This is a genomic window from Microbacterium suwonense, assembly GCF_030296555.1.
GTDB classification, from domain to species: domain Bacteria; phylum Actinomycetota; class Actinomycetes; order Actinomycetales; family Microbacteriaceae; genus Microbacterium; species Microbacterium suwonense.
In genome coordinates, this window is the sequence record NZ_AP027728.1 from 2609402 (window position 1) to 2626921 (window position 17520).

General features: G+C 67.9%; 20 protein-coding genes and 1 pseudogene. 17 read left to right on the plus strand and 4 right to left on the minus strand.

The genetic code is table 11. The features are described 5' to 3' along the window. Positions 1 to 3: 3 nt before the first annotated feature. On the minus strand, positions 4 to 1053 hold the full coding sequence (locus tag QUE33_RS13070) for a LacI family DNA-binding transcriptional regulator (RefSeq protein WP_286300594.1): 1050 nt from the start codon (positions 1051 to 1053) through the stop codon (positions 4 to 6). Beyond that, a complete protein-coding gene (locus QUE33_RS13075; RefSeq protein WP_286300595.1) occupies positions 1043 to 2251 on the minus strand; it encodes a Gfo/Idh/MocA family protein in 1209 nt (402 codons plus the stop codon). Before QUE33_RS13075 ends, QUE33_RS13070 begins: the two co-directional genes overlap by 11 nt. 191 nt (positions 2252 to 2442) lie before the next feature. On the opposite strand from QUE33_RS13075, the gene QUE33_RS13080 reads away from it, so the two are divergent. The 11 genes from QUE33_RS13080 (at position 2443) to QUE33_RS13125 (ending at position 10134) form a co-directional block, all read left to right on the plus strand. Then, entirely contained in the window at positions 2443 to 3705 is a 1263-nt protein-coding gene (locus tag QUE33_RS13080; RefSeq protein ID WP_286300596.1) for an ABC transporter substrate-binding protein, read from the plus strand. Positions 3706 to 3811: 106 nt separating this feature from the next. Continuing rightward, positions 3812 to 4498, plus strand: coding sequence for a carbohydrate ABC transporter permease (locus QUE33_RS13085; protein ID WP_286300597.1), 687 nt, complete (start codon positions 3812 to 3814; stop codon positions 4496 to 4498). Then, the gene (locus QUE33_RS13090) at positions 4486 to 4632 is read left to right on the plus strand and encodes a hypothetical protein (RefSeq protein WP_286300600.1); all 147 of its coding nucleotides are present in this window, start codon (positions 4486 to 4488) and stop codon (positions 4630 to 4632) included. The genes QUE33_RS13085 and QUE33_RS13090 overlap by 13 nt, the downstream gene beginning before the upstream one ends. Then, on the plus strand, positions 4629 to 5477 hold the full coding sequence (locus QUE33_RS13095) for a carbohydrate ABC transporter permease (protein WP_286300601.1): 849 nt from the start codon (positions 4629 to 4631) through the stop codon (positions 5475 to 5477). Before QUE33_RS13090 ends, QUE33_RS13095 begins: the two co-directional genes overlap by 4 nt. Before the next feature lie 178 nt (positions 5478 to 5655). Then, complete coding sequence (gene rpmB / locus QUE33_RS13100) at positions 5656 to 5892, plus strand: 50S ribosomal protein L28 (RefSeq protein ID WP_286300602.1); 237 nt, start codon at positions 5656 to 5658, stop codon at positions 5890 to 5892. Further along, on the plus strand, positions 5892 to 6062 hold the full coding sequence (gene rpmG / locus QUE33_RS13105) for a 50S ribosomal protein L33 (RefSeq protein WP_046014935.1): 171 nt from the start codon (positions 5892 to 5894) through the stop codon (positions 6060 to 6062). The genes rpmB and rpmG overlap by 1 nt, the downstream gene beginning before the upstream one ends. 3 nt (positions 6063 to 6065) lie before the next feature. Next, positions 6066 to 6371: a 30S ribosomal protein S14 gene (rpsN, locus tag QUE33_RS13110; RefSeq protein WP_286300609.1), complete on the plus strand. Its 306-nt coding sequence runs from the start codon at positions 6066 to 6068 to the stop codon at positions 6369 to 6371. Positions 6372 to 6634: 263 nt separating this feature from the next. Further along, positions 6635 to 7465, plus strand: a complete 831-nt coding sequence (locus tag QUE33_RS13115) for a type IV toxin-antitoxin system AbiEi family antitoxin domain-containing protein (RefSeq protein WP_286300611.1) — start codon at positions 6635 to 6637, stop codon at positions 7463 to 7465. A 263-nt stretch (positions 7466 to 7728) separates the two neighbouring features. Next, positions 7729 to 8016, plus strand: coding sequence for an HU family DNA-binding protein (locus QUE33_RS13120; protein WP_087129650.1), 288 nt, complete (start codon positions 7729 to 7731; stop codon positions 8014 to 8016). Between the two features lie 112 nt (positions 8017 to 8128). Then, positions 8129 to 8254: a hypothetical protein gene (locus QUE33_RS16265; protein ID WP_350226462.1), complete on the plus strand. Its 126-nt coding sequence runs from the start codon at positions 8129 to 8131 to the stop codon at positions 8252 to 8254. Beyond that, positions 8254 to 10134, plus strand: coding sequence for a bifunctional copper resistance protein CopD/cytochrome c oxidase assembly protein (locus QUE33_RS13125; protein ID WP_350226562.1), 1881 nt, complete (start codon positions 8254 to 8256; stop codon positions 10132 to 10134). The genes QUE33_RS16265 and QUE33_RS13125 overlap by 1 nt, the downstream gene beginning before the upstream one ends. 19 nt (positions 10135 to 10153) lie before the next feature. Here the strand turns inward: QUE33_RS13125 and QUE33_RS13130 are convergent, their stop codons facing one another. Continuing rightward, the gene (locus QUE33_RS13130) at positions 10154 to 11101 is read right to left on the minus strand and encodes a hypothetical protein (RefSeq protein WP_286300617.1); all 948 of its coding nucleotides are present in this window, start codon (positions 11099 to 11101) and stop codon (positions 10154 to 10156) included. A 196-nt stretch (positions 11102 to 11297) separates the two neighbouring features. Between QUE33_RS13130 and QUE33_RS13135 the strand changes: the two are divergent. The 6 genes and pseudogenes from QUE33_RS13135 (at position 11298) to QUE33_RS13160 (ending at position 16328) form a co-directional block, all read left to right on the plus strand. Then, positions 11298 to 12706 (plus strand): annotated as a pseudogene (locus tag QUE33_RS13135) (ATP-dependent DNA helicase). Between the two features lie 80 nt (positions 12707 to 12786). After that, on the plus strand, positions 12787 to 13539 hold the full coding sequence (locus tag QUE33_RS13140; RefSeq protein WP_286300618.1) for a serine hydrolase domain-containing protein: 753 nt from the start codon (positions 12787 to 12789) through the stop codon (positions 13537 to 13539). Next, positions 13505 to 14071 (plus strand): serine hydrolase domain-containing protein, encoded by a 567-nt coding sequence (locus QUE33_RS13145; protein WP_286300620.1) that lies wholly within the window; start codon positions 13505 to 13507, stop codon positions 14069 to 14071. Before QUE33_RS13140 ends, QUE33_RS13145 begins: the two co-directional genes overlap by 35 nt. Further along, positions 14068 to 14970 carry an EamA family transporter gene (locus QUE33_RS13150; protein ID WP_286300622.1) on the plus strand — a complete coding sequence of 301 codons (903 nt, stop codon included), beginning with the start codon at positions 14068 to 14070 and terminating at the stop codon, positions 14968 to 14970. The genes QUE33_RS13145 and QUE33_RS13150 overlap by 4 nt, the downstream gene beginning before the upstream one ends. Positions 14971 to 14992: 22 nt before the next feature. Continuing rightward, complete coding sequence (locus tag QUE33_RS13155) at positions 14993 to 15607, plus strand: hypothetical protein (protein ID WP_286300623.1); 615 nt, start codon at positions 14993 to 14995, stop codon at positions 15605 to 15607. Between the two features lie 106 nt (positions 15608 to 15713). Then, entirely contained in the window at positions 15714 to 16328 is a 615-nt protein-coding gene (locus QUE33_RS13160; protein WP_286300625.1) for a copper resistance CopC family protein, read from the plus strand. Between the two features lie 175 nt (positions 16329 to 16503). Here QUE33_RS13160 and QUE33_RS13165 read toward each other — a convergent pair whose 3' ends face one another. Next, on the minus strand, positions 16504 to 17487 hold the full coding sequence (locus QUE33_RS13165; RefSeq protein ID WP_286300627.1) for a formylglycine-generating enzyme family protein: 984 nt from the start codon (positions 17485 to 17487) through the stop codon (positions 16504 to 16506). Positions 17488 to 17520: the final 33 nt, after the last annotated feature.

A 17520-nucleotide genomic window follows, 5' to 3' on the forward strand; every position in this document is an offset into this window, starting at 1 on the left:
GGTTCAGCCCTCCGAACCGGAGCCCTCCGAGCCGGAGCCCTCTGAACCGGAGCCCTCCGAGTCGCACCCGCACGACTCGCGGATGCGCAGCTGGGTCGAGTAGGCACGATGCTGCCGTGGGGTATCGGGGTTCAGCAGCAGCTCCACTGCCGCTCGCGCCATCCGCTCCATGGGCTGCGCGGCGGTGGTCAGGCGCGGTGAGACGAAGTCGGCGATCATGGTGCCGTCGAAGGAGGCCAGCGCGACATCCTGCGGAACGCGGATGCGGTGCTCGTGGAACGCGGCCAGCAGGCCGATCCCGATCTGATCGGACGCCGCCAGCACTGCGCGCGGCAGAGCGCCCTGACGCATCAGCTTCATCGCCGTGTCGTATCCGCCCTGATAGCCGAACGGCGTGTGCACGAGCGTGCCCAACGGAAGCCGTGCGGCGGTGAGCGCCTCGCGCCAACCGCGTTCGCGTTCGTCGTACCGCGCCGCGCTTCCGGCGAAGGCGATGTCGCGGTAGCCGTGCTCGATCAGGTGCGCGCACACCTCGTATGCACCTCGTGCGAAGTCGACGCCCACGCTGTACAGTCCATCCGTCTCGCCGAACTGGCCGATCACGACCGCGGGGATGCCCAGCGACTCGACCACGGACTGCTCACTCGCCGTGAGCACGTCGGCGATGATCAGGCCGCCGATCTGCCGTGACGCCAGATCGCGGATCTGCTCGGCGGTCGACACCTGCGAGCGATCCGAGTTCACGATCAGCAGGGAGCGTCCGACATCCGCCGTGGCCTGATCGAGGGCGTGGCACAGCTCGGCGAAGAAGGGGTTGCGATTGTCGTGCACGACAAGACCGAACATGTCGGCGGTGCCCTTCGACAGCGCTCGCGCGGCGGCGTTCGGGCGGTATCCGAGCACCCGCACGGCATCCAGCACGCGTTCCCTGGTGAGCGGTGCGACGGCCTTCGGCCCGTCGTTGAGCACATAGCTGACGACGGCAGTGCTGACACCGGCGTACCGGGCGACGTCGGCCCGCGTCACCGAGCGGGGCCGACTCTCAGCCGGCATCCGGCATTCCCAGGTCGGGCACCCTGAGACGTTCACCGCCCCGCCGTGCCGACTCGTGGGCGATCACGCCGGGGAGGGTGAAGCGTGCTGCCTGCCAGGCGTTCACCGCAGGCATCCCGCCCCCGTTCACGGCGCGCACGAAATCGTCCACCAGGAAATGGTGGCTTCCCTCGTGTCCGTTCGGCAGGGGCAGCAGCTCTGCGGGAATCCGCGCACGATCCGCCTCGTGGATCGCCGCATAGCCCGAGATGAACGCATCCCGCAGAGCGGGCGCCACATGCGCCAGGGAAGGATCGTCGGGCGAAAGCGAGGCGTGCGTATCGATCAGGTGGGAGATGTCCTCGACGCCCTGACGGTTCTGCCACACCGTCGTCGACGCGAGCTGTTCGAAGGACCCCTCGGTGCCGAACCAGCGGAAACGCGACTCGCGCAGGTGCGAGGGGTAGCCCACACGGCGGAACTCGTTGATGCGCATGGACCCGCCTGCGGCGAGCTCGAAAAGCGCCGTCGCGTTGGAGATGTCGTTGTCGAACTGGCTCACCGAGCGGTCGAAGACCCCGTCGCCGCGCTGATCGACGACTCCGATCGCCGAGACGGCGACGGCGTGGGTCGGCCAGGCTCCCAGGACGCCGCCGATCGAGTGGGTCGGATACAGCAGCGGAGGATAGCTGGCCGTCGCCTTCCAGCCCTCTCCGCCGGAGTACTGGTACGCCTCGTAGAAGCCCAGTTCCATGTCGTGCACGTAGTCGCCCTCGCCGTAGAAGAGCCGGCCGAACGAGCCCTCGGCGAGCTTCTGCCTGGCGAACACCGTCGCCGGGTTGTAGTAGCTCGTCTCGCCCATCATGTAGGTCAGGCCCGTCTCGCGGACGGTGTCGACGATGGCTGCGATCTCGTCCACGGTGATCGCCATCGGGACGGCGCAGTAGACATGCTTGCCGGCGCGCAGCGCCTTGACGACCAGCGGACCGTGAGTCCAGCGCTGGGTGAAGATCGCGACGGCGTCGACGAGCGGCGAGGCGATCATCTCGTCGAAGGAGCCGAACGTGCCCGCCAGCCCTGCGGAGCGCACGAGTTCGTCTGCCCTCGAGCCGATCAGATCGGTCACGTGGACAGCCGAGACACCGGGGTGATGGTGGAACAGAGTCGCGAACTGGCCGGCGAACTGACCAGCGCCAACGATCCCCAAGGTGAACGGCATGAGTTGAGTCTTTCAGTGTGGGTCTACGGGTGTCAACACGACGGAGGGGCCCCGGAATCATGCCCCTCCGTACGATTCCGAGACCCCCTGTACCCCAGCGATCTACGCGGGTAACATATCACGAACGGAGCGACAGCGCACGAGTTTTTCTCCGTATCGACGAAGACACCCGAGGACTGTGAGGATCGGCGATGACGACATCCATGGATTTCAAGCGCTCATTGATCGGGATGGCGGTCGTCGCGACGACCGCCATCGCGCTCACCGGGTGCAGCTCCGACCAGGGCGGTGAGGGCGGAGGAGAGGTCGACATCGAGATGCAGACGAACTTCGGCGCGACCGATCCCTCGCTGAAGGTGCTGCAGAAGATCACCGACGCCTATGAGAAGGACAACCCGGGGGTCACGATCGAGCTGGTGCCGTCGACCGACACCTACGAGGCCGACATCAAGGTGCGCCTCTCCTCGAACGACATCCCCGACATCTGGGCCACCCACGGGTGGTCACTGCTGCGATACAGCCAGTTCCTGGAGCCGCTGAACGATCAGCCGTGGGCGAAGAACTTCAATGAGGCGCTCGCGCCCGCGATGCAGAACGCCGATGGGCAGTTCTTCGCACTGCCCATCGACACCGACGTCGCGGGTATCGTCTACAACCGCACCGTGCTGAAGGATGCCGGTATCGACCCGACCACACTGGTGGACTGGGATTCGTTCGAGGCGGCGCTGAAGACATTGAAGGACGACGGCATCACCCCCGTCTCCGCCTCGGGCAAGGACAGCTGGTTCGCCGGGAACATCACCGACTTCATCGGCTCGGGCGACTTCAGCGAATCCGAGCTGAACGGCTTCAAGGACGGCACCTTCGATGAGAAGGGCTACACCCGTATCCTGGACCACATCTCCGCATGGCAGAAGGCCGGCTGGTTCAATCCGGACTACTCCTCCGCCACCACCGACGACCTGGGCCGGGCGCTCGCCGAGGGGAACACCGCGTTCGTGTTCGTGCAGAACTATCTGGTCGCCACGGCGCTCGGCTTCAATCCCGACGCCGACCTCGGCTACATGCCGATCCCGTCCGAGAACGGCAAGCCGTTCCTGGTCGGCGGTGAGGGACGTGCCTACGGCGTCTCCAAGACCTCGCCCGACAAGGAGCAGGCGCTGGACTATCTCGCCTACCTCGCCGAGCCCGACAACCTCTCGCAGCTGGCGAGCTCGATCGGCGGCATCCCGGGGCTGACCAACGCCACCAGCGACCTCGGCGTGCTCACCGCCAGCTATGACGCCTTCGTCGAGCCGGGCACCGTGCCGCTGCAGCCGTACTTCGATCGCGTCTACCTGCCCAACGGCATCTGGGACACCATGGTCACCACGACCGATGGCGTGATCACGGGCCAGATGAGTCCGGCGGATGCCGTGAAGCAGATGAAGTCGAGCTACGACTCGCTGCGATGACGACCACCGTCGGCGACGCGGTGCACAAGCCGAAGCGGGGGACCGGCGGGGGCGTCCCCGCTTCGCGCGCCGCGGGCTGGACGCGCTCTACCTGCCCGCCCTCGCGGTGCTCGGCGTCTTCACGCTGTGGCCGCTGCTGAACGGCGTGCTGCTGTCGCTGTCCAACTGGGACGGCTACTCGCCGGAGCGTCGTTTCGTGGGGCTGGAGAACTATCTGCGGCTGTTCGAGGATCCGAACTTCCGCACCGCCCTAGGCAACACCTTCCTGTACGGCGTCGGGTCGACGGTTCTGCAGCAGATCATCGGCCTGGGGCTGGCACTGGCGCTGGATCGGGCCGTGCGCGGCCGGGGCATTGCACGAGCGATCATCTACCTGCCCGTGCTGGTCTCGCCCGTGGTGATGGGCACGATGTACTACCTCTTCTTCTCCTACAACGGCGGCGGGCTCAACGACCTCGTGATCGCCCTCGGCGGTGAACGCACCGCCTGGCTCAGCGATTCCGGTGCCGCGATCGCCGTGATCATCGCGGTGAACTCGCTGCAGTTCGTCGGCATCTCGATGGTCATCTACCTGGCGGGCCTGCAGTCGATCCCGACGATGTACTACGAGGCCGCTCGGCTCGACGGCGCGAACGCTGCGCAGTCGTTCCGCCACATCACCGTGCCGATGCTGCAGCCGGCCTTCGCCACCAGCATCGTGCTGAATCTGATCGGCGGCCTGAAGCTGTTCGACGTCATCCAGGTGCTCACAGGGGAGGTCCCGGCTACTCGACCAACTCGGTGTCGACGCTGATCGCGAAGATGTACTTCGGCAGTCAGCGCGCCGGCTATGCGTCGGCGATGGGGGTCGTGCTGTTCCTCATCATCGCCGTGTTCACGCTGGCGTTGAACACCATGCTGAATCGGCGAAGGCTGGAGCAGCTGTGACCGCGGCATCTCCGGCATCCGCTCACTCGCCACTGCCGGCGCGGGTGGGGATCGCGGCCGCCGTGCTGCTGGCGGTGCTGCTGCAGCTGCTGCCGTTCTACATCACCGTGACCTCAGCCATGAAGCGGCGCAGCGACCTGTCATCGCAGTGGCTACCGCCGTCCGGGGGCATCTACTGGCAGAACTTCGCCACGGCGGTCGAGCAGGGCGGCATTCTCCGGGCCATCGGCAACAGCGCGATCGTGACACTCGGCGCCACCCTGCTGGTGTGCGTGCTGGCGGCGCTCGCCGCATATCCGCTGGCACGGCGGCCCACCCTGGCGAACAAGCTGGTGCTCGCCGGCGTCGTGGGGCTGATCATGATCCCGCCGCTGTCGATCCTGGTGCCGCTGTATTCGATGATGAGCCAGTGGCATGCGATCAACACCTACTGGGGCATGATCCTGGTGATGACCGCTACGCAGCTGCCGCTGGCGATCTTCCTCTACGCCTCGTTCATGCGCGGGCTGCCGCTCTCGATCGAGGAGGCCGCCTCGGTGGACGGAGCCAGTGCCGTGCAGGTGCTGTTCCGCGTGGTCGTCCCGATGCTGAAACCGGTCACCGCGACTGTGGTGATCCTGACCAGCGTGAACGTCTGGAACGACTACGCGCTGAGCGTGTACCTGCTGCGCAGCCCGGAGATGCGCACGATCGCGCCGGCGACGGCGACGTTCTTCTCGACGACCTCCAGCGACGTGGGAGCGGCTGCGGCGGCTTCGCTGCTGTCTGCGCTGCCCGTGCTGATCGTCTACCTGATGCTGCAGAAGTACTTCATCAAGGGCATGGTCGCCGGTGCGGAGAAGTGAATCGCCCATGCTAAACTGACTCCTTGTCTGTGCACACTCCGGTGCACAGTTCGTCTCTCCCTCTCATTCGCGCGGGTCCCTGAGCATGTCGACGGGCCCTGATCGGTGTGAGCGGGCGGGGCAGACAAGGGATCTTGGGTGAGGCCGTCCGGCCTCACGGTAGAGAAGGAGTCACAACATGGCAGCAGTGTGCCAGGTGACCGGCGCCGTTCCCGGCTTCGGTCACAACGTCTCACACTCGCACCGCCGGACGAAGCGCCGCTTCGACCCGAACGTGCAGAAGAAGACGTATTTCGTTCCGTCGCTCGGCCGCAAGGTCACCCTGAACGTGTCCGCCAAGGGCATCAAGGTGATCGACGCCCGTGGCATCGAGAAGGTTGTCGCTGACCTCCAGGCGAAGGGTGTGAAGCTCTAATGGCCAAGAAGGCGCAGGACGTCCGTCCGATCATCAAGCTGCGTTCGACGGCGGGCACCGGTTACACCTACGTGACCAAGAAGAACCGTCGCAACACCCCCGACCGTCTCGTGCTGAAGAAGTACGACCCGGTCGTCCGCAAGCACGTCGAATTCCGAGAGGAGCGTTGATCCATGGCTAAGAAGAGCAAGATCGCTCGCAACGAGCAGCGCAAGGTCATCGTCGCCCGTTACGCGGAGCGCCGTGCCGAGCTGAAGAAGACCCTGGTCGACCCGAACGCCACCGACGAGGCCCGCGAGGCCGCACGCGTCGGCCTGCAGAAGCTGCCGCGCAACGCGTCGCCGGTTCGCGTGCGTTCGCGTGACGCCATCGACGGCCGCCCCCGCGGCATGCTCACGAAGTTCGGCATCTCGCGTGTCCGCTTCCGTGACATGGCCCACCGCGGCGAGCTGCCCGGCATCACCAAGTCCAGCTGGTAAGCAGTCGCTTTCAGAAGGGGCGAGGATCTTCGGATCCTCGCCCCTTCTGTGTTCCTCGTGATGCTGTGCATCCCGCGCGCTCGATCTGCAGGACTTCGCATGAAATGCAGGATGCTTCCTGGCATCCGTTCCTGTGTTTCGTGCGATCTCCTGCGTTTCGGATGCTGTGACCAGCCCTGCACAATCGCACGTGTCGCCGACTTGTGCACAGATGCCGTGCTGGTGGTGCGAGCGTGCGCTCCCGCGAGAGCAGACTCTTGCGCATGGACCCCGTGAAAGAGCTGCGGCGACGAGGCGGGATCGCGCGAACCCGAACGCTTCTCGACGCCGGTGTATCGGCCTACGCCCTTCGCCGTGCGAAGCAAGCCGGGATGATCTTCCGGCCGCGAAACGGCTGGGTGGCGGTGAAGGATGCTGACTGGCTGGCTCTCGGTGCCGTGCGTAGAGGACTGGTGCTCAGCTGCCTGACGGTCGCAGAGCGCCGAGGTCTGTGGGTTCCCGAGAAGGGCAACTGGCACGTCGTCGCCCCGCGTCACGCCGGCCGGATCCAGGTGCCCCAGCGCACGGTCGTGCACTGGTCCGCGCCGATCGTGCCACGAGAGCCGGATGCCGTCGAGGACGATCTGCCCAACGCACTGGCCCTGGTGGCGCAGTGTCAGCCGTTCGAGACCGCGCTGATCGTGTGGGAGTCGGCGCTGAACAGGAACCTCATCGATGCGCAATCGATGGCCCGGCTTCCTCTTCCGGCGGCGGCGCGCGACGTGCTCGCCCGTGCTCGCCCCTTCGCGGATTCGGGTCTGGAGACGATCGTCGTGCATCGCCTGCGGTGGCTGAACGTCCCGATGCTGCCGCAGGCGTGGGTTCTCGGACATCGTGTGGACCTGCTGATCGGCGAGCGCCTGGTGATCCAGATCGACGGTGCGACGCACACGGGAGCCCAGCGCACGAGCGACATCGAGCACGATGCGCAGCTCGATCTGCGTGGCTATCACGTGCTTCGCTTCAGCTACGAGCAGATCATGGAGCACTGGGAACAGGTGCAGGCCGTCATCACCGAGGCCGTCGCCCAGGGCCTGCACCGTGCTCCGCGATGACGCTCCCCGTTTGCAGGACTTCGCATGAAATGCAGGATGCTTCCTGGCATCCGTTCCTGTGTTTCGTGCGATCTCCTGCGTTTCGCGAGGGTGGAAATGTGACGGATGTGACTCCTGTGGCGTGACATGCCGAAAAAACACACCGAAACCCGCGAAATGACGCGGATTTCCGTGCTGTGGTTGGTACATTCAAGGCGGTCGATCGACCAGGGGGCTTCCCCGTAATCAACACGATGCGACGGACGTCGTCGCTGGAGGATGACATGGCTGACAAGTCCATCACCAAGACCGAGCTCGTCGCGAGCATTGCTTCCGCCACCGGCGAGAGCCAGGCCACCGTTTCGCGCGTCCTCGACTCGCTCTTCGGCACCGTCTCCGACGCTGTCGCCAAGGGCAGCAAGGTCTCGATCCCGGGCTGGATCTCGTTCGAGCAGGTCGACACCGCTGCCCGCACCGGCCGCAACCCGCAGACCGGCGCCGAGATCAAGATCCCGGCAGGCAAGCGCGTCAAGGTGACCGCCGGCTCGAAGCTCAAGGCTGCTGTCAAGTAAGACCGCATCACGAAGGCCGTCCCTCCGGGGGCGGCCTTCTGCGTACCGGGATGACTCGTGCGTCCGCCTCGCACCCGGCATCCGTCACAGTCAACAGCCGTAGGCTGGAGGCGTGAAAGCGTACCGTCTGGCCGGCCTGGCGATCCTCCTCGCCGGCGCGACGGCGGGACTCCTGGTCGCCCTGGCCGTCGGCGGTGCCGCCGAGCCCCCAAACTGCTCGATCCCGGTCCCATCGTGATGTGGGGGCTGCCGGCGGTCAAGCTCGTCTCGAACCTCGCCGCCGCGGCCATGCTCGGCTCGCTCGTGCTCGCGCTGTTCGGGCTGCGCAGCGGCACGCGCCCCTTCGACATCGCGCTCGATACGGCATCCGTGGGTGCCGCGGTCTTCACCGTCACCGCGGCCATCGCGGCCGGCATGAACCTGCTGGCCGCCTTCAACCCCCGGCTCTCGGCCGACCGCTCCTTCGGCGAGCAGCTGGGCATGTTCCTGCTCACCCTGCCGCTCGGCCAGTCCTGGCTGATCACCGTGCTGATGGGGGCCGTGATCACCCTGATGGCTTTCGGATGGCGCAGCTGGACCGGCACGCTGATCACCGCGGGTCTCGCCGCGGCATCCTTCATCCCGCTGGCGACCGAGGGGCACTCCGGCGACCTGGCCGGCCACAACGTCGCGGTGAATGCGATCCTGCTGCACACCGTCGGCGCCGCGGTCTGGCTGGGCGGCGTGATGCTGCTGGTCATCCTGCGCGCGGTCGGCGAACACCGCAGCGCGAAGAAGGATGCCGATCGCATCGATCTGCCGACGCTGGTCAGCCGGTACTCGTCGCTCGCGATCGCCGCATTCGTGGTCGTCGCGATCTCGGGCGTGGCCCGCACGGTGGTGGCCCTCGGCGACTGGAGCGAGCTGTTCTCGCCGTACGGGCTGATCGTGCTCGGCAAGGGCGCACTGCTGGTGGGGCTCGGCCTGTTCGGGGCCTGGTACCGGCGCAGGCTCATCCCGAATCTTGCCGGCGAGAAGCAGAAGCGCTCGTTCTGGACGCTGATCCTCGGCGAGCTGTTCCTGATGGGAGCGGCGTCGGGGGCCGCAGCGGCGCTCGCCCGCACGCCCCCGCCACAGGGCGACGAGCCTCCTGCGGTGCAGACCGCCGCGCAGCGTCTCACCCAGACGCCGCTGCCGCCCGAGCTGACGCTGCAGCGCTGGTTCACCTCGTACGACATCGACATCCTGTGGCTGGTCGCCGTCGGCTTCGGGGCGTTCCTGTACATCGCCGGCATCCTGCGACTGCACCGCCGCGGCGATGCGTGGCCGGTGCATCGCACGATCTTCTGGATGGCCGGGCTGCTGATGCTGCTGTGGGTCACCTGCGGCCCGCTCAACGAGTACCAGGAGTACCTGTTCAGCGTGCACATGGCCGGGCATATGGCGCTGACCATGGCGATTCCGCTGCTGCTGGTCAGCGGTGCGCCCATCACGCTGGCGCTGCGCGCCATCCGCAAGCGCGAGGACGGCACGCGCGGAGCCCGCGAATGGATCCTGTGGGCGGTGCATTCGCCGTTCTCGCGCGTGGTCACGCATCCGTTCGTCGCGGCCGCGATCTTCGTCGCCTCGCTGTGGGGGTTCTACTTCACCGATCTGGTGCGCTGGGCGATGTACGACCACCTCGGCCACGAGTGGATGATCATCCACTTCCTGATCTCCGGCTACCTGTTCGTGATGACGCTCATCGGCATCGACCCGATCCCGTACCGGCTGCCGCACGCCGGCCGCCTGATCACCCTGATCGGCGTGATGGCCATGCACGCCTTCTTCGGAATGGCGATCATGATGCAGGAGGGCCTGATGGTGGCCGAGTGGTTCGGCTCGATGGGCCGCACCTGGGGGCCGACGCCCATGGAGGACCAGTACATCGGCGGCGGCATCGCCTGGTCGGTGGGCGAGATCCCGACGCTGATCCTGGCGGTCACCGTCGGGATCCAGTGGTCGGGATCGGATGCCAGGCTGCAGCGTCGCCGTGACCGGCACGCCGACCGCACGGGAGACGCCGAGCTGGCGGAGTACAACGCCCGGCTGGCGAAGCTGGCGGAGCAGGACCGTCAGGAGGAATCCCGGATCCCCTGAGCCGCGGGCTCGGGCGGGCTCAGCCGCCGTCGACCGACGGGGATCCGACGCGGATGGATGCCGTGCCGTCGGGCAGGATGCCGATCGTGCCGTCGATCTGGAACGGGACGTCCTCGGACACATCGTGCACGGAGCCGTCGAACACCGACTTGATCTTCACGTCGATGTGGGCCACGGCATCCGTCGGCGGGATCTTCCAGTCGGCGCCGTCGGGCTCGATCGTCACGGTCGGCTGCTGAGTGATCGACCACTTCGGCAGCGCACCGTCGGCCAGGCGGTTGGACACCTCGAGACCGAACGGGCAGGCGGTCGGCAGCAGCACCTGCTGCGTGGTGCAGTTCGCCAGGAACTCCTCGACCTTCTGCTGCACCAGGCTGGTGAACTTCTCGGTGGGGTGCGCCTGCACATCCACCGGAGTGCGGGCGAGGGCGGTGTCGGCCAGCACACGCACGCCGGGAGTCGCGGCGATCGGGGTGTCGACGGTGACCGAGTAGGCGCCGGGTGTGAACACCAGCAGGTGCAGCGGATCCAGCGGGTCGGCATCCGCACCCTGAGTGGAGACCTGGTGGCGATTCAGCGCGAAGCCGTTGATCGCGAAGTCGTCGGCGCCGCGCACGGTCAGCTCGATCTCGGCGAGCGGACTGCGCTGGAACCGCCAGTTGGGCACCACACCCAGCCAGCCGTCCTGCACGACCGAGTACGTCGTCGTGCCGCGCATGCCGCCGGCTCGGTACGCGGTCGTCACCCGGTAGGTGCCGTCGTCGGGCTGCTCGGAGGTGACCCGGTAATCGGTCAGCTGCGCGAGCGCGGCGGCGCGCAGCAGCGCCTCGGACGACGAGGCGTCGATGCCGGTGTCCTGCTGCAGGGCGAGATCGGCCGAGACTCCCGGCACCCGGAGCGCGTCGGCCGCGCGGCCGGTGGCGAGCAGGTCGAGATAGCGCTGCACGAAGGCAGAGGGGCTGTACACCTCCTGGTACAGCGAGATGCCGCCGGCGCCGAGCGCGGCGATGAGCAGAATGCCGACGAGCCCGAGGATGGTCAGATCGGTGCGAAGCGCAGAGCGCCGCCGTGAGACCCCCGCCTCTGCATCATGCCGTCAAGTCTAAGGATCGCCGGCTGGGACGGAGCCGAGCGGCGACGCACGATGACTCATGGCGCTTAACATGGGTTGCGTGTCCGTGACCCTCTCCGATGAACAGCAGACGCTGTTCCGTCTCATCGAGGACACCGACGAGCACGTGTTCATCACCGGGCGAGCCGGCACGGGCAAATCGACGCTGCTGCAGTACTTCGCCTGGAACACCGAGAAGCAGATCGCGATCTGCGCACCCACCGGCGTCGCCGCCCTGAACGTCGAGGGGCAGACGATCCACTCGCTGTTCCGGCTGCCGATCGGCCTGATCGCCGAGAGCCAGATCGAGCAGTCCGATGCCACCCGCCGTGTGCTCAACGCCATCCAGACCCTCGTCATCGACGAGATCTCGATGGTCAATGCGGATCTGATGGATGCCATCGACCGATCGCTGCGTCAGGCCAGGGGCAAGCGCGGCATCCCCTTCGGCGGGGTGCAGGTCGTGATGTTCGGCGATCCGTATCAGCTCGCCCCGGTGCCGCCGCGCGGCGACGAGCTGCGCTACGTGCAGGATCACTACCGCTCGTTCTGGTTCTTCGACGCGAAGGTGTGGACCGGCGGGCTGCAGGGGCAGGGCGGGTCGAGCGGAGGGAGCGGCGACCAGCTGCTCGATCTGGGTGAGTACGGAACGCGCCTGCACGTGCACGAGCTGGTGCACATCCACCGCCAGTCCGACGACGGCTTCAAGGCGATGCTGAACGCCGTGCGCTACGGGCGGGTCACCGCCGACATCGCCGAGACGCTCAACACCCAGGGCGCCCGCACACCTCCCGAGCCCGAACCCGGCGAGGTGCCGATCATCACCCTCGCCACCCGGAACGACATCGTCAACAGCATCAACAGCCGCCATCTCGCAGCCCTGGCCGGGCGCGAGCAGATCGCGCGCGCCGAGGTGAGCGGCGACTTCGGGCGCGGCGAAGCGAACTACCCGGCCGATTCCGAGCTGAAGCTGAAGGTCGGCGCGCAGGTGATGTTCCTGCGCAACGACATCGCCATGCAGGGGAGCCGCCGCGCTGGGTGAACGGGTCGATCGGCACGGTGACCCGCATCCTCGGCGACACGGTGCGCGTGGAGGTCGACGGCGACGAGTTCGATGTGGAGCCTGCGGTGTGGGAACGGTTCCGGTACGCCTACAACCCCGGCACCAAGACGCTCTCCCGCGAGGTGGTGGCCGAGTTCACTCAGTTCCCGCTGCGCCTGGCCTGGGCGGTGACGATCCACAAGTCGCAGGGCAAGACCTACGATCAGGCGATCATCGACCTGGGCTCGGGGGCCTTTGCGCCCGGTCAGACGTACGTGGCACTCAGCCGGCTGACGTCGCTGGACGGGCTGTATCTGTCGCGGCCGCTGCGGCCGAGCGACATCCGGGTGGATGAGGACGTGCGCCGCTTCATGCGCGAGGCGTGGGAGGCCAGGCAGGCGCAGAAGATCGAGAGCTGAGCAGAAGACGGATGCCGAGAGGCGGGCTCCCAGCATCCGCGTTCTAGACTCGGAGAGTCCATCCCCGGGAGAGTCGATACATGCATCTTCGTTCGTCGCGCCGTCTGCGCGCTGCCCTCGTCGGCGCCGTGGGCCTGGCACTGGCACTCACCGCGTGCACGCCGGCCCCTCCGGAGTTCAGCTACACGCCGCCGGAGCAGGTCGACGCCAAGCTTCCGGACGACGTCACGGGCCAGCTGCAGGCGGCCGTCGAGCAGGCCATGGTCGCCACCGGATCGTCGGGCGCGATCGTCGGCGTGTGGGTGCCGTGGAGCGGCGAATGGGTCACCGGCCTGGGCACCCAGGCCCTCGGCGACGACACCAAGGTCACTAAGGACATGTCCTTCCGCGTGGCCGACGTGACCCGCATGATGACCTGCGATGTGCTGTACGGCATGGCCGATGACGGCAAGATCAAGCTCGACGCGCCCGTTCCGAAGTACGTCTCGGGAGTCGCCGACCTCAGCGACATCACCCTGCTCGATCTGTGCAACGGCACCAGCGGCATCGGCTCGTCCGAGAGCGCGGTGAAGCCCTACTGGCTGAACACGCCCGAGCGGGTGTGGGCGCCGCTGCAGCTGGCGAGCTTCGGCCTGGGGGCGCAGCGCAGTGCCGCGCATACCGCCTACCGCGATTCGGATGCCGGGTACCTGATGCTGGGAATGGCCCTCGAGCGCGCCTCGGGGATGAGCGCCTCGCAGCTGATCAGCAAGTACGTCACCACGCCGCTCGAACTGGACTCCACTTCGCTGCCCTCGGATGCCGCAGCCGCGCCGCGCCCTCGCCGGCGCTGAAGGGCGCCTACCTGCCCTCGGGGAGGACGGCTACGACTGCACCGCGCCGATCGACATCACCAAGAGCTCCGCGAGCATCGGGTTCACTGACTCGGGCGCCGTCTCGACGATCACCGACCTGGGCCGCTACGTGCAGGCCGAGGCCCGTCAGGCCCTGCGCGAGAAGGATGCGACGCCCGCGCGCTTCGGCGCGCCGCTGCCCTCCTCCGCCAAGGCACCAGCCTGGTATCAGGCGACCGGCGGTGCATTCCTGGTCGGATCGATGATCGGCCAGTTCGGCTGGACCCCCGGCTACGCGACCGCCGCCTATTCCGATCCAGCGACCGGCTTCACCGTGGCCGTCACCCTGAACAACTCCACGGCAGGCGGAAGCCCGGCAGCCTACTTGGCCTGGGAGCTCGCGGCGATCGCCTCGAAGTCGCCCGCCGCTGAGGGTCAGACCGCTCCCGACTTCGGTCTGCCCTTCACCGCCGAGCAGTACGGGCAGGCCATCGCCGACGGCGCGATCTGCCAGGCTCCGGCCGCGGAGTGACCGGCACCGGGGCATCCGTTCCCGGTGCGCTCGGCGCGCCCTCGGCTCGCGTTCTGGCGGTCGGGCTGGTGGCCACCGGACTGGTGTGCCAGGAGATCGGCGCCTCACTGGCGGTGCTGCTGTTCCCGCAGGTGGGGCCGCTCGGCATGGTGATGCTGCGCCTGGTCTTCTCGGCGCTGATCCTGCTGCTGATCGCCCGCCCGGCATGGCGAGGGCATTCCGCCCGCGCGTGGCGCTCGGCCCTCCTGCTCGGCGGCGTGCTGGCCCTGATGAACGGGCTGTTCTATCTGGCGCTGAGTGAGCTGCCGCTGGGCGTCACCGTCACGATCGAGGTGCTGGGTCCGCTCACGCTCGCCGTCATCGTCGCGCAAACGCGAACGGCGTGGCTGTGGACCCTCGTCGCACTCGCGGGCATCCTGGCGCTGGGTGGCGGTGGCTGGGATCGGCTCACTCTGCCGGGTGTGCTGTTCGCGCTCGGCGCCGCGGCCAGCTGGGCGGGATACATCCTCGCCTCGGCGCGGGTGGGCCGCGATTTCGTCAAGCTCGACGGCCTGGCGCTGGCGATGGCGTTCGGGGCGCTGCTGTCGCTGCCGTTCGGCATCGCGGATGCCGGACCCGCTCTGCTGCGCATCGATCTGATCGCGCTGGGGGCGGCTGTCGCCGTGCTCAGCTCGACCATCCCCTATGCGCTCGAGCTGAGCGCGTTGCGGCGCCTGACCCCCGCCGTGTTCGGTGTGCTGATGAGCCTGGGGCCGGCCACCGCGAGTGCCGCCGGATTCGTGCTGCTCGGCCAGCACCTCTCGGCACTGGAGCTCACCGGGATCGCCCTGGTGATCGTCGCCAGCGCCGGCGCGGTGTGGGCGGGCCGGACCCGTCCCGCACTCGAGCCCACAGTGTGAGATCGCGTGAAAAGATGGAGGCGTGCGTCCCTCCCGTAAGATCCCGCTGCTGCGCGGGTTCGTCGGTGCCACGGTCGCGACGTTCGTCGCCCTGGCCTCGCACGTCTGGACCGGTGGCGCCATGCCCGGGATGCTGGGCATTGCCGTGCCGTGGCTGTTGTCGCTGACCGTGTGCACGCTGCTGGCGGGGCGGCGTCTCTCGCTGTTGCGGCTGAGCGTGTCGGTTCTGCTCTCGCAGCTGCTGTTCCACGCGCTGTTCGTGCTGGGCAGCATCACGCCGACAGGTGTCCTGACCCCGCACGTGCACGGCCTCGCGGGCGGCTTCGGCCCGGGTGGCTTCGAGCCGGGCGCCCTCGGCCCGGGCACGGCGGTGCTCGTGCCGCAGGGTGCCGGCATGTGGTTCGGGCATCTCGCGGCAGGAGTGCTGACGATCGTGCTCCTGCATCGCGGCGAGCTGATCGTGCGCGCGCTGCTGGCCGCAGCATCCGCTGTCTCCGCGTGGCTGCGTCGGATCCTGCTCGTTCCGACGCGAGCCCAGCGGCCCGCATCCCGCCGGTGGACAGTGCTCGTCGCCCCGATCATCCGCAGAGCGCGCCTCGATGCGATGCGGCGCAGGGGGCCTCCCCGTCTGGTCTGACTCCGGGCTCGACCGCCGCACTCGATGCGGCATCCGGGGTGCGTTCGCACCCCTGCAGACTCACAGACACCTGCCGCTCTGCGGCATCCGAATCGAGGTATTTCCCATGTTCCGAATCCGCACCGCACTGGCGGGCACGGCCGTGGCGGTCATCGCACTGCTCGCCGTCGCCGCCCCAGCATCCGCTCACGACCAGATCATCACCAGTTCGCCGGCCGCCGACGAGCAGCTGACGAGCATCCCCGAACAGGTCGTGCTCACCTTCTCGGGCAACCTGTTGTCGCTGGCCGACAACAGCGGCACGGCCATGACCGTCGTCGATGAGAACGGCCAGGACTGGGTCGCCGGCGAGCCCGTGGTCTCGGCCGACACCGTCACCACGCCGCTGAAGCCCGGCATGCCGAACGGGGCATACGTCGTCACCTGGAAGGTCGTTTCCAGCGACGGGCACCCCACCTCCGGCGAGTACTCGTTCTCGCTGGATGCGGAGGAGTCCGCACCCGCGCCGACGGAGAGCACGGCGTCGACGGACAGCACGGCGTCGACGGAGAGCACGGCGCCGGTGGAGAGCACGGCGCCGGTGGCGCCCGTTGCGACGCAGACCCCGACCTCGACGGCGCCGGACTCCACGCCGTGGCCGTTGGTGATCGCCCCCGTCGTGGTGCTGCTGATCGCGGTCATCGTCATCATCGTGATCGCCGCACGCAGGCGCCGCCGCTGAGTCGCGCCGCAGCCGCCGCGCCATGAGTCGATGACGCCCATGACGCCATGTTGCTCATGACTCCACGTTCGCGGGTCCCGAATGGTCGCCTCGGGAGAGGTGAGGCGACCATTCAGGGCCCGCGAACCGCGATGAGGCGACCAGCTGGGGCCCGCGAACTGCGAGAGGGTCTGCGTCAGACGGCGGCGACCGTGCGGAACCCGGCGTTGCTCATCGACGAATCCGGGGTGTTCTGCGAGCGCGCTGAGTTGCGGTAGCGGTTGCAGTACGAGATGTGGCAGAGGAAGCTGCCGCCGCGCATGACCCGGGCGCTGCCGGATGCCGGGCCCGGCGGATCCGCGACCGCGCTGCGGGCGTAATAGCGCGGGTCGTACCAGTCCGCGCACCACTCCCAGACGTTGCCGACGGTCTGCCACAGCCCGTAGCCGTTGGGCTGGAAGGTTCGCACCGGTGCGGTGGTGAGGAACCCGTCTTCCAGGGTGTTGACCCGGGGGAAGCTGCCCTGCCAGATGTTCACCCGCCAGCCGCCGTCCGAGACCTCTTCATCCCCCCACGGGTACTTTCGGGAATCCAGCCCGCCGCGGGAGGCGTACTCCCACTGCGCCTCAGTGGGCAGCATCCGTCCCGCCCACGCGCAGTAGGCGAGGGCGTCGTTGTGGCTGACGTGCACGACCGGGTGGTCGCCGAGGTCGTCGATCGACGATCCTGCACCGCCCGGATGCCGCCAGTCGGCGCCCTTCACCCCCAGCCACCAAGGCGTCTGGGCGGCCTGGCCCATGATGTCGGACTCCGGGGCGGTGAGGGCGAGGTGGAACACCGCCGAGAAGCCGAACGTCTCGGCCTCGGTGCGGTACCCCGTCGCGTCGACGAATGCGGCGAATGCGTCGTTGGTCACCGTGGTCGTGTCGATCTCGAATGCCGACATGCGCACCGCGTGCACGGGTGTCTCACCGTCGCCGCGGTTCTCGTCACCGGACGAGTCGCCCATCAGGAAGGTTCCGGCCGGGATCTGCGCCTGCGGGATCGGATGGCTGCCGGACGCCGCCGGGGTGGAGGCACGGGGAGGAACGCTCAGCGAGAAGGTCTGACGCTGCGGCGCGCCGCACGTGCAGGAGGGCCCGCAATCGCCTGCGCTCTGAGATTCGCTGTCATCGGTCATCAGCTCCATTCTCACCCACGGTGCGCATCGTTC

Bases quoted from the DNA above. Each gene is read 5' to 3' on its own strand.
- rpmB (WP_286300602.1), top strand. From the start codon at position 5,656: ATGGCAGCAGTGTGCCAGGTGACCGGCGCCGTTCCCGGCTTCGGTCAC.
- QUE33_RS13120 (WP_087129650.1), top strand. From the start codon at position 7,729: ATGGCTGACAAGTCCATCACCAAGACCGAGCTCGTCGCGAGCATTGCT.
- QUE33_RS13145 (WP_286300620.1), top strand. From the start codon at position 13,505: ATGCCGCAGCCGCGCCGCGCCCTCGCCGGCGCTGAAGGGCGCCTACCT.
- QUE33_RS13080 (WP_286300596.1), top strand. From the start codon at position 2,443: ATGACGACATCCATGGATTTCAAGCGCTCATTGATCGGGATGGCGGTC.
- QUE33_RS13115 (WP_286300611.1), top strand. From the start codon at position 6,635: ATGGACCCCGTGAAAGAGCTGCGGCGACGAGGCGGGATCGCGCGAACC.
- QUE33_RS13160 (WP_286300625.1), top strand. From the start codon at position 15,714: ATGTTCCGAATCCGCACCGCACTGGCGGGCACGGCCGTGGCGGTCATC.
- QUE33_RS13165 (WP_286300627.1), bottom strand. From the start codon at position 17,487: ATGACCGATGACAGCGAATCTCAGAGCGCAGGCGATTGCGGGCCCTCC.
- QUE33_RS13075 (WP_286300595.1), bottom strand. From the start codon at position 2,251: ATGCCGTTCACCTTGGGGATCGTTGGCGCTGGTCAGTTCGCCGGCCAG.
- QUE33_RS13070 (WP_286300594.1), bottom strand. From the start codon at position 1,053: ATGCCGGCTGAGAGTCGGCCCCGCTCGGTGACGCGGGCCGACGTCGCC.
- QUE33_RS13140 (WP_286300618.1), top strand. From the start codon at position 12,787: ATGCATCTTCGTTCGTCGCGCCGTCTGCGCGCTGCCCTCGTCGGCGCC.
- QUE33_RS13125 (WP_350226562.1), top strand. From the start codon at position 8,254: ATGTGGGGGCTGCCGGCGGTCAAGCTCGTCTCGAACCTCGCCGCCGCG.
- rpmG (WP_046014935.1), top strand. From the start codon at position 5,892: ATGGCCAAGAAGGCGCAGGACGTCCGTCCGATCATCAAGCTGCGTTCG.
- rpsN (WP_286300609.1), top strand. From the start codon at position 6,066: ATGGCTAAGAAGAGCAAGATCGCTCGCAACGAGCAGCGCAAGGTCATC.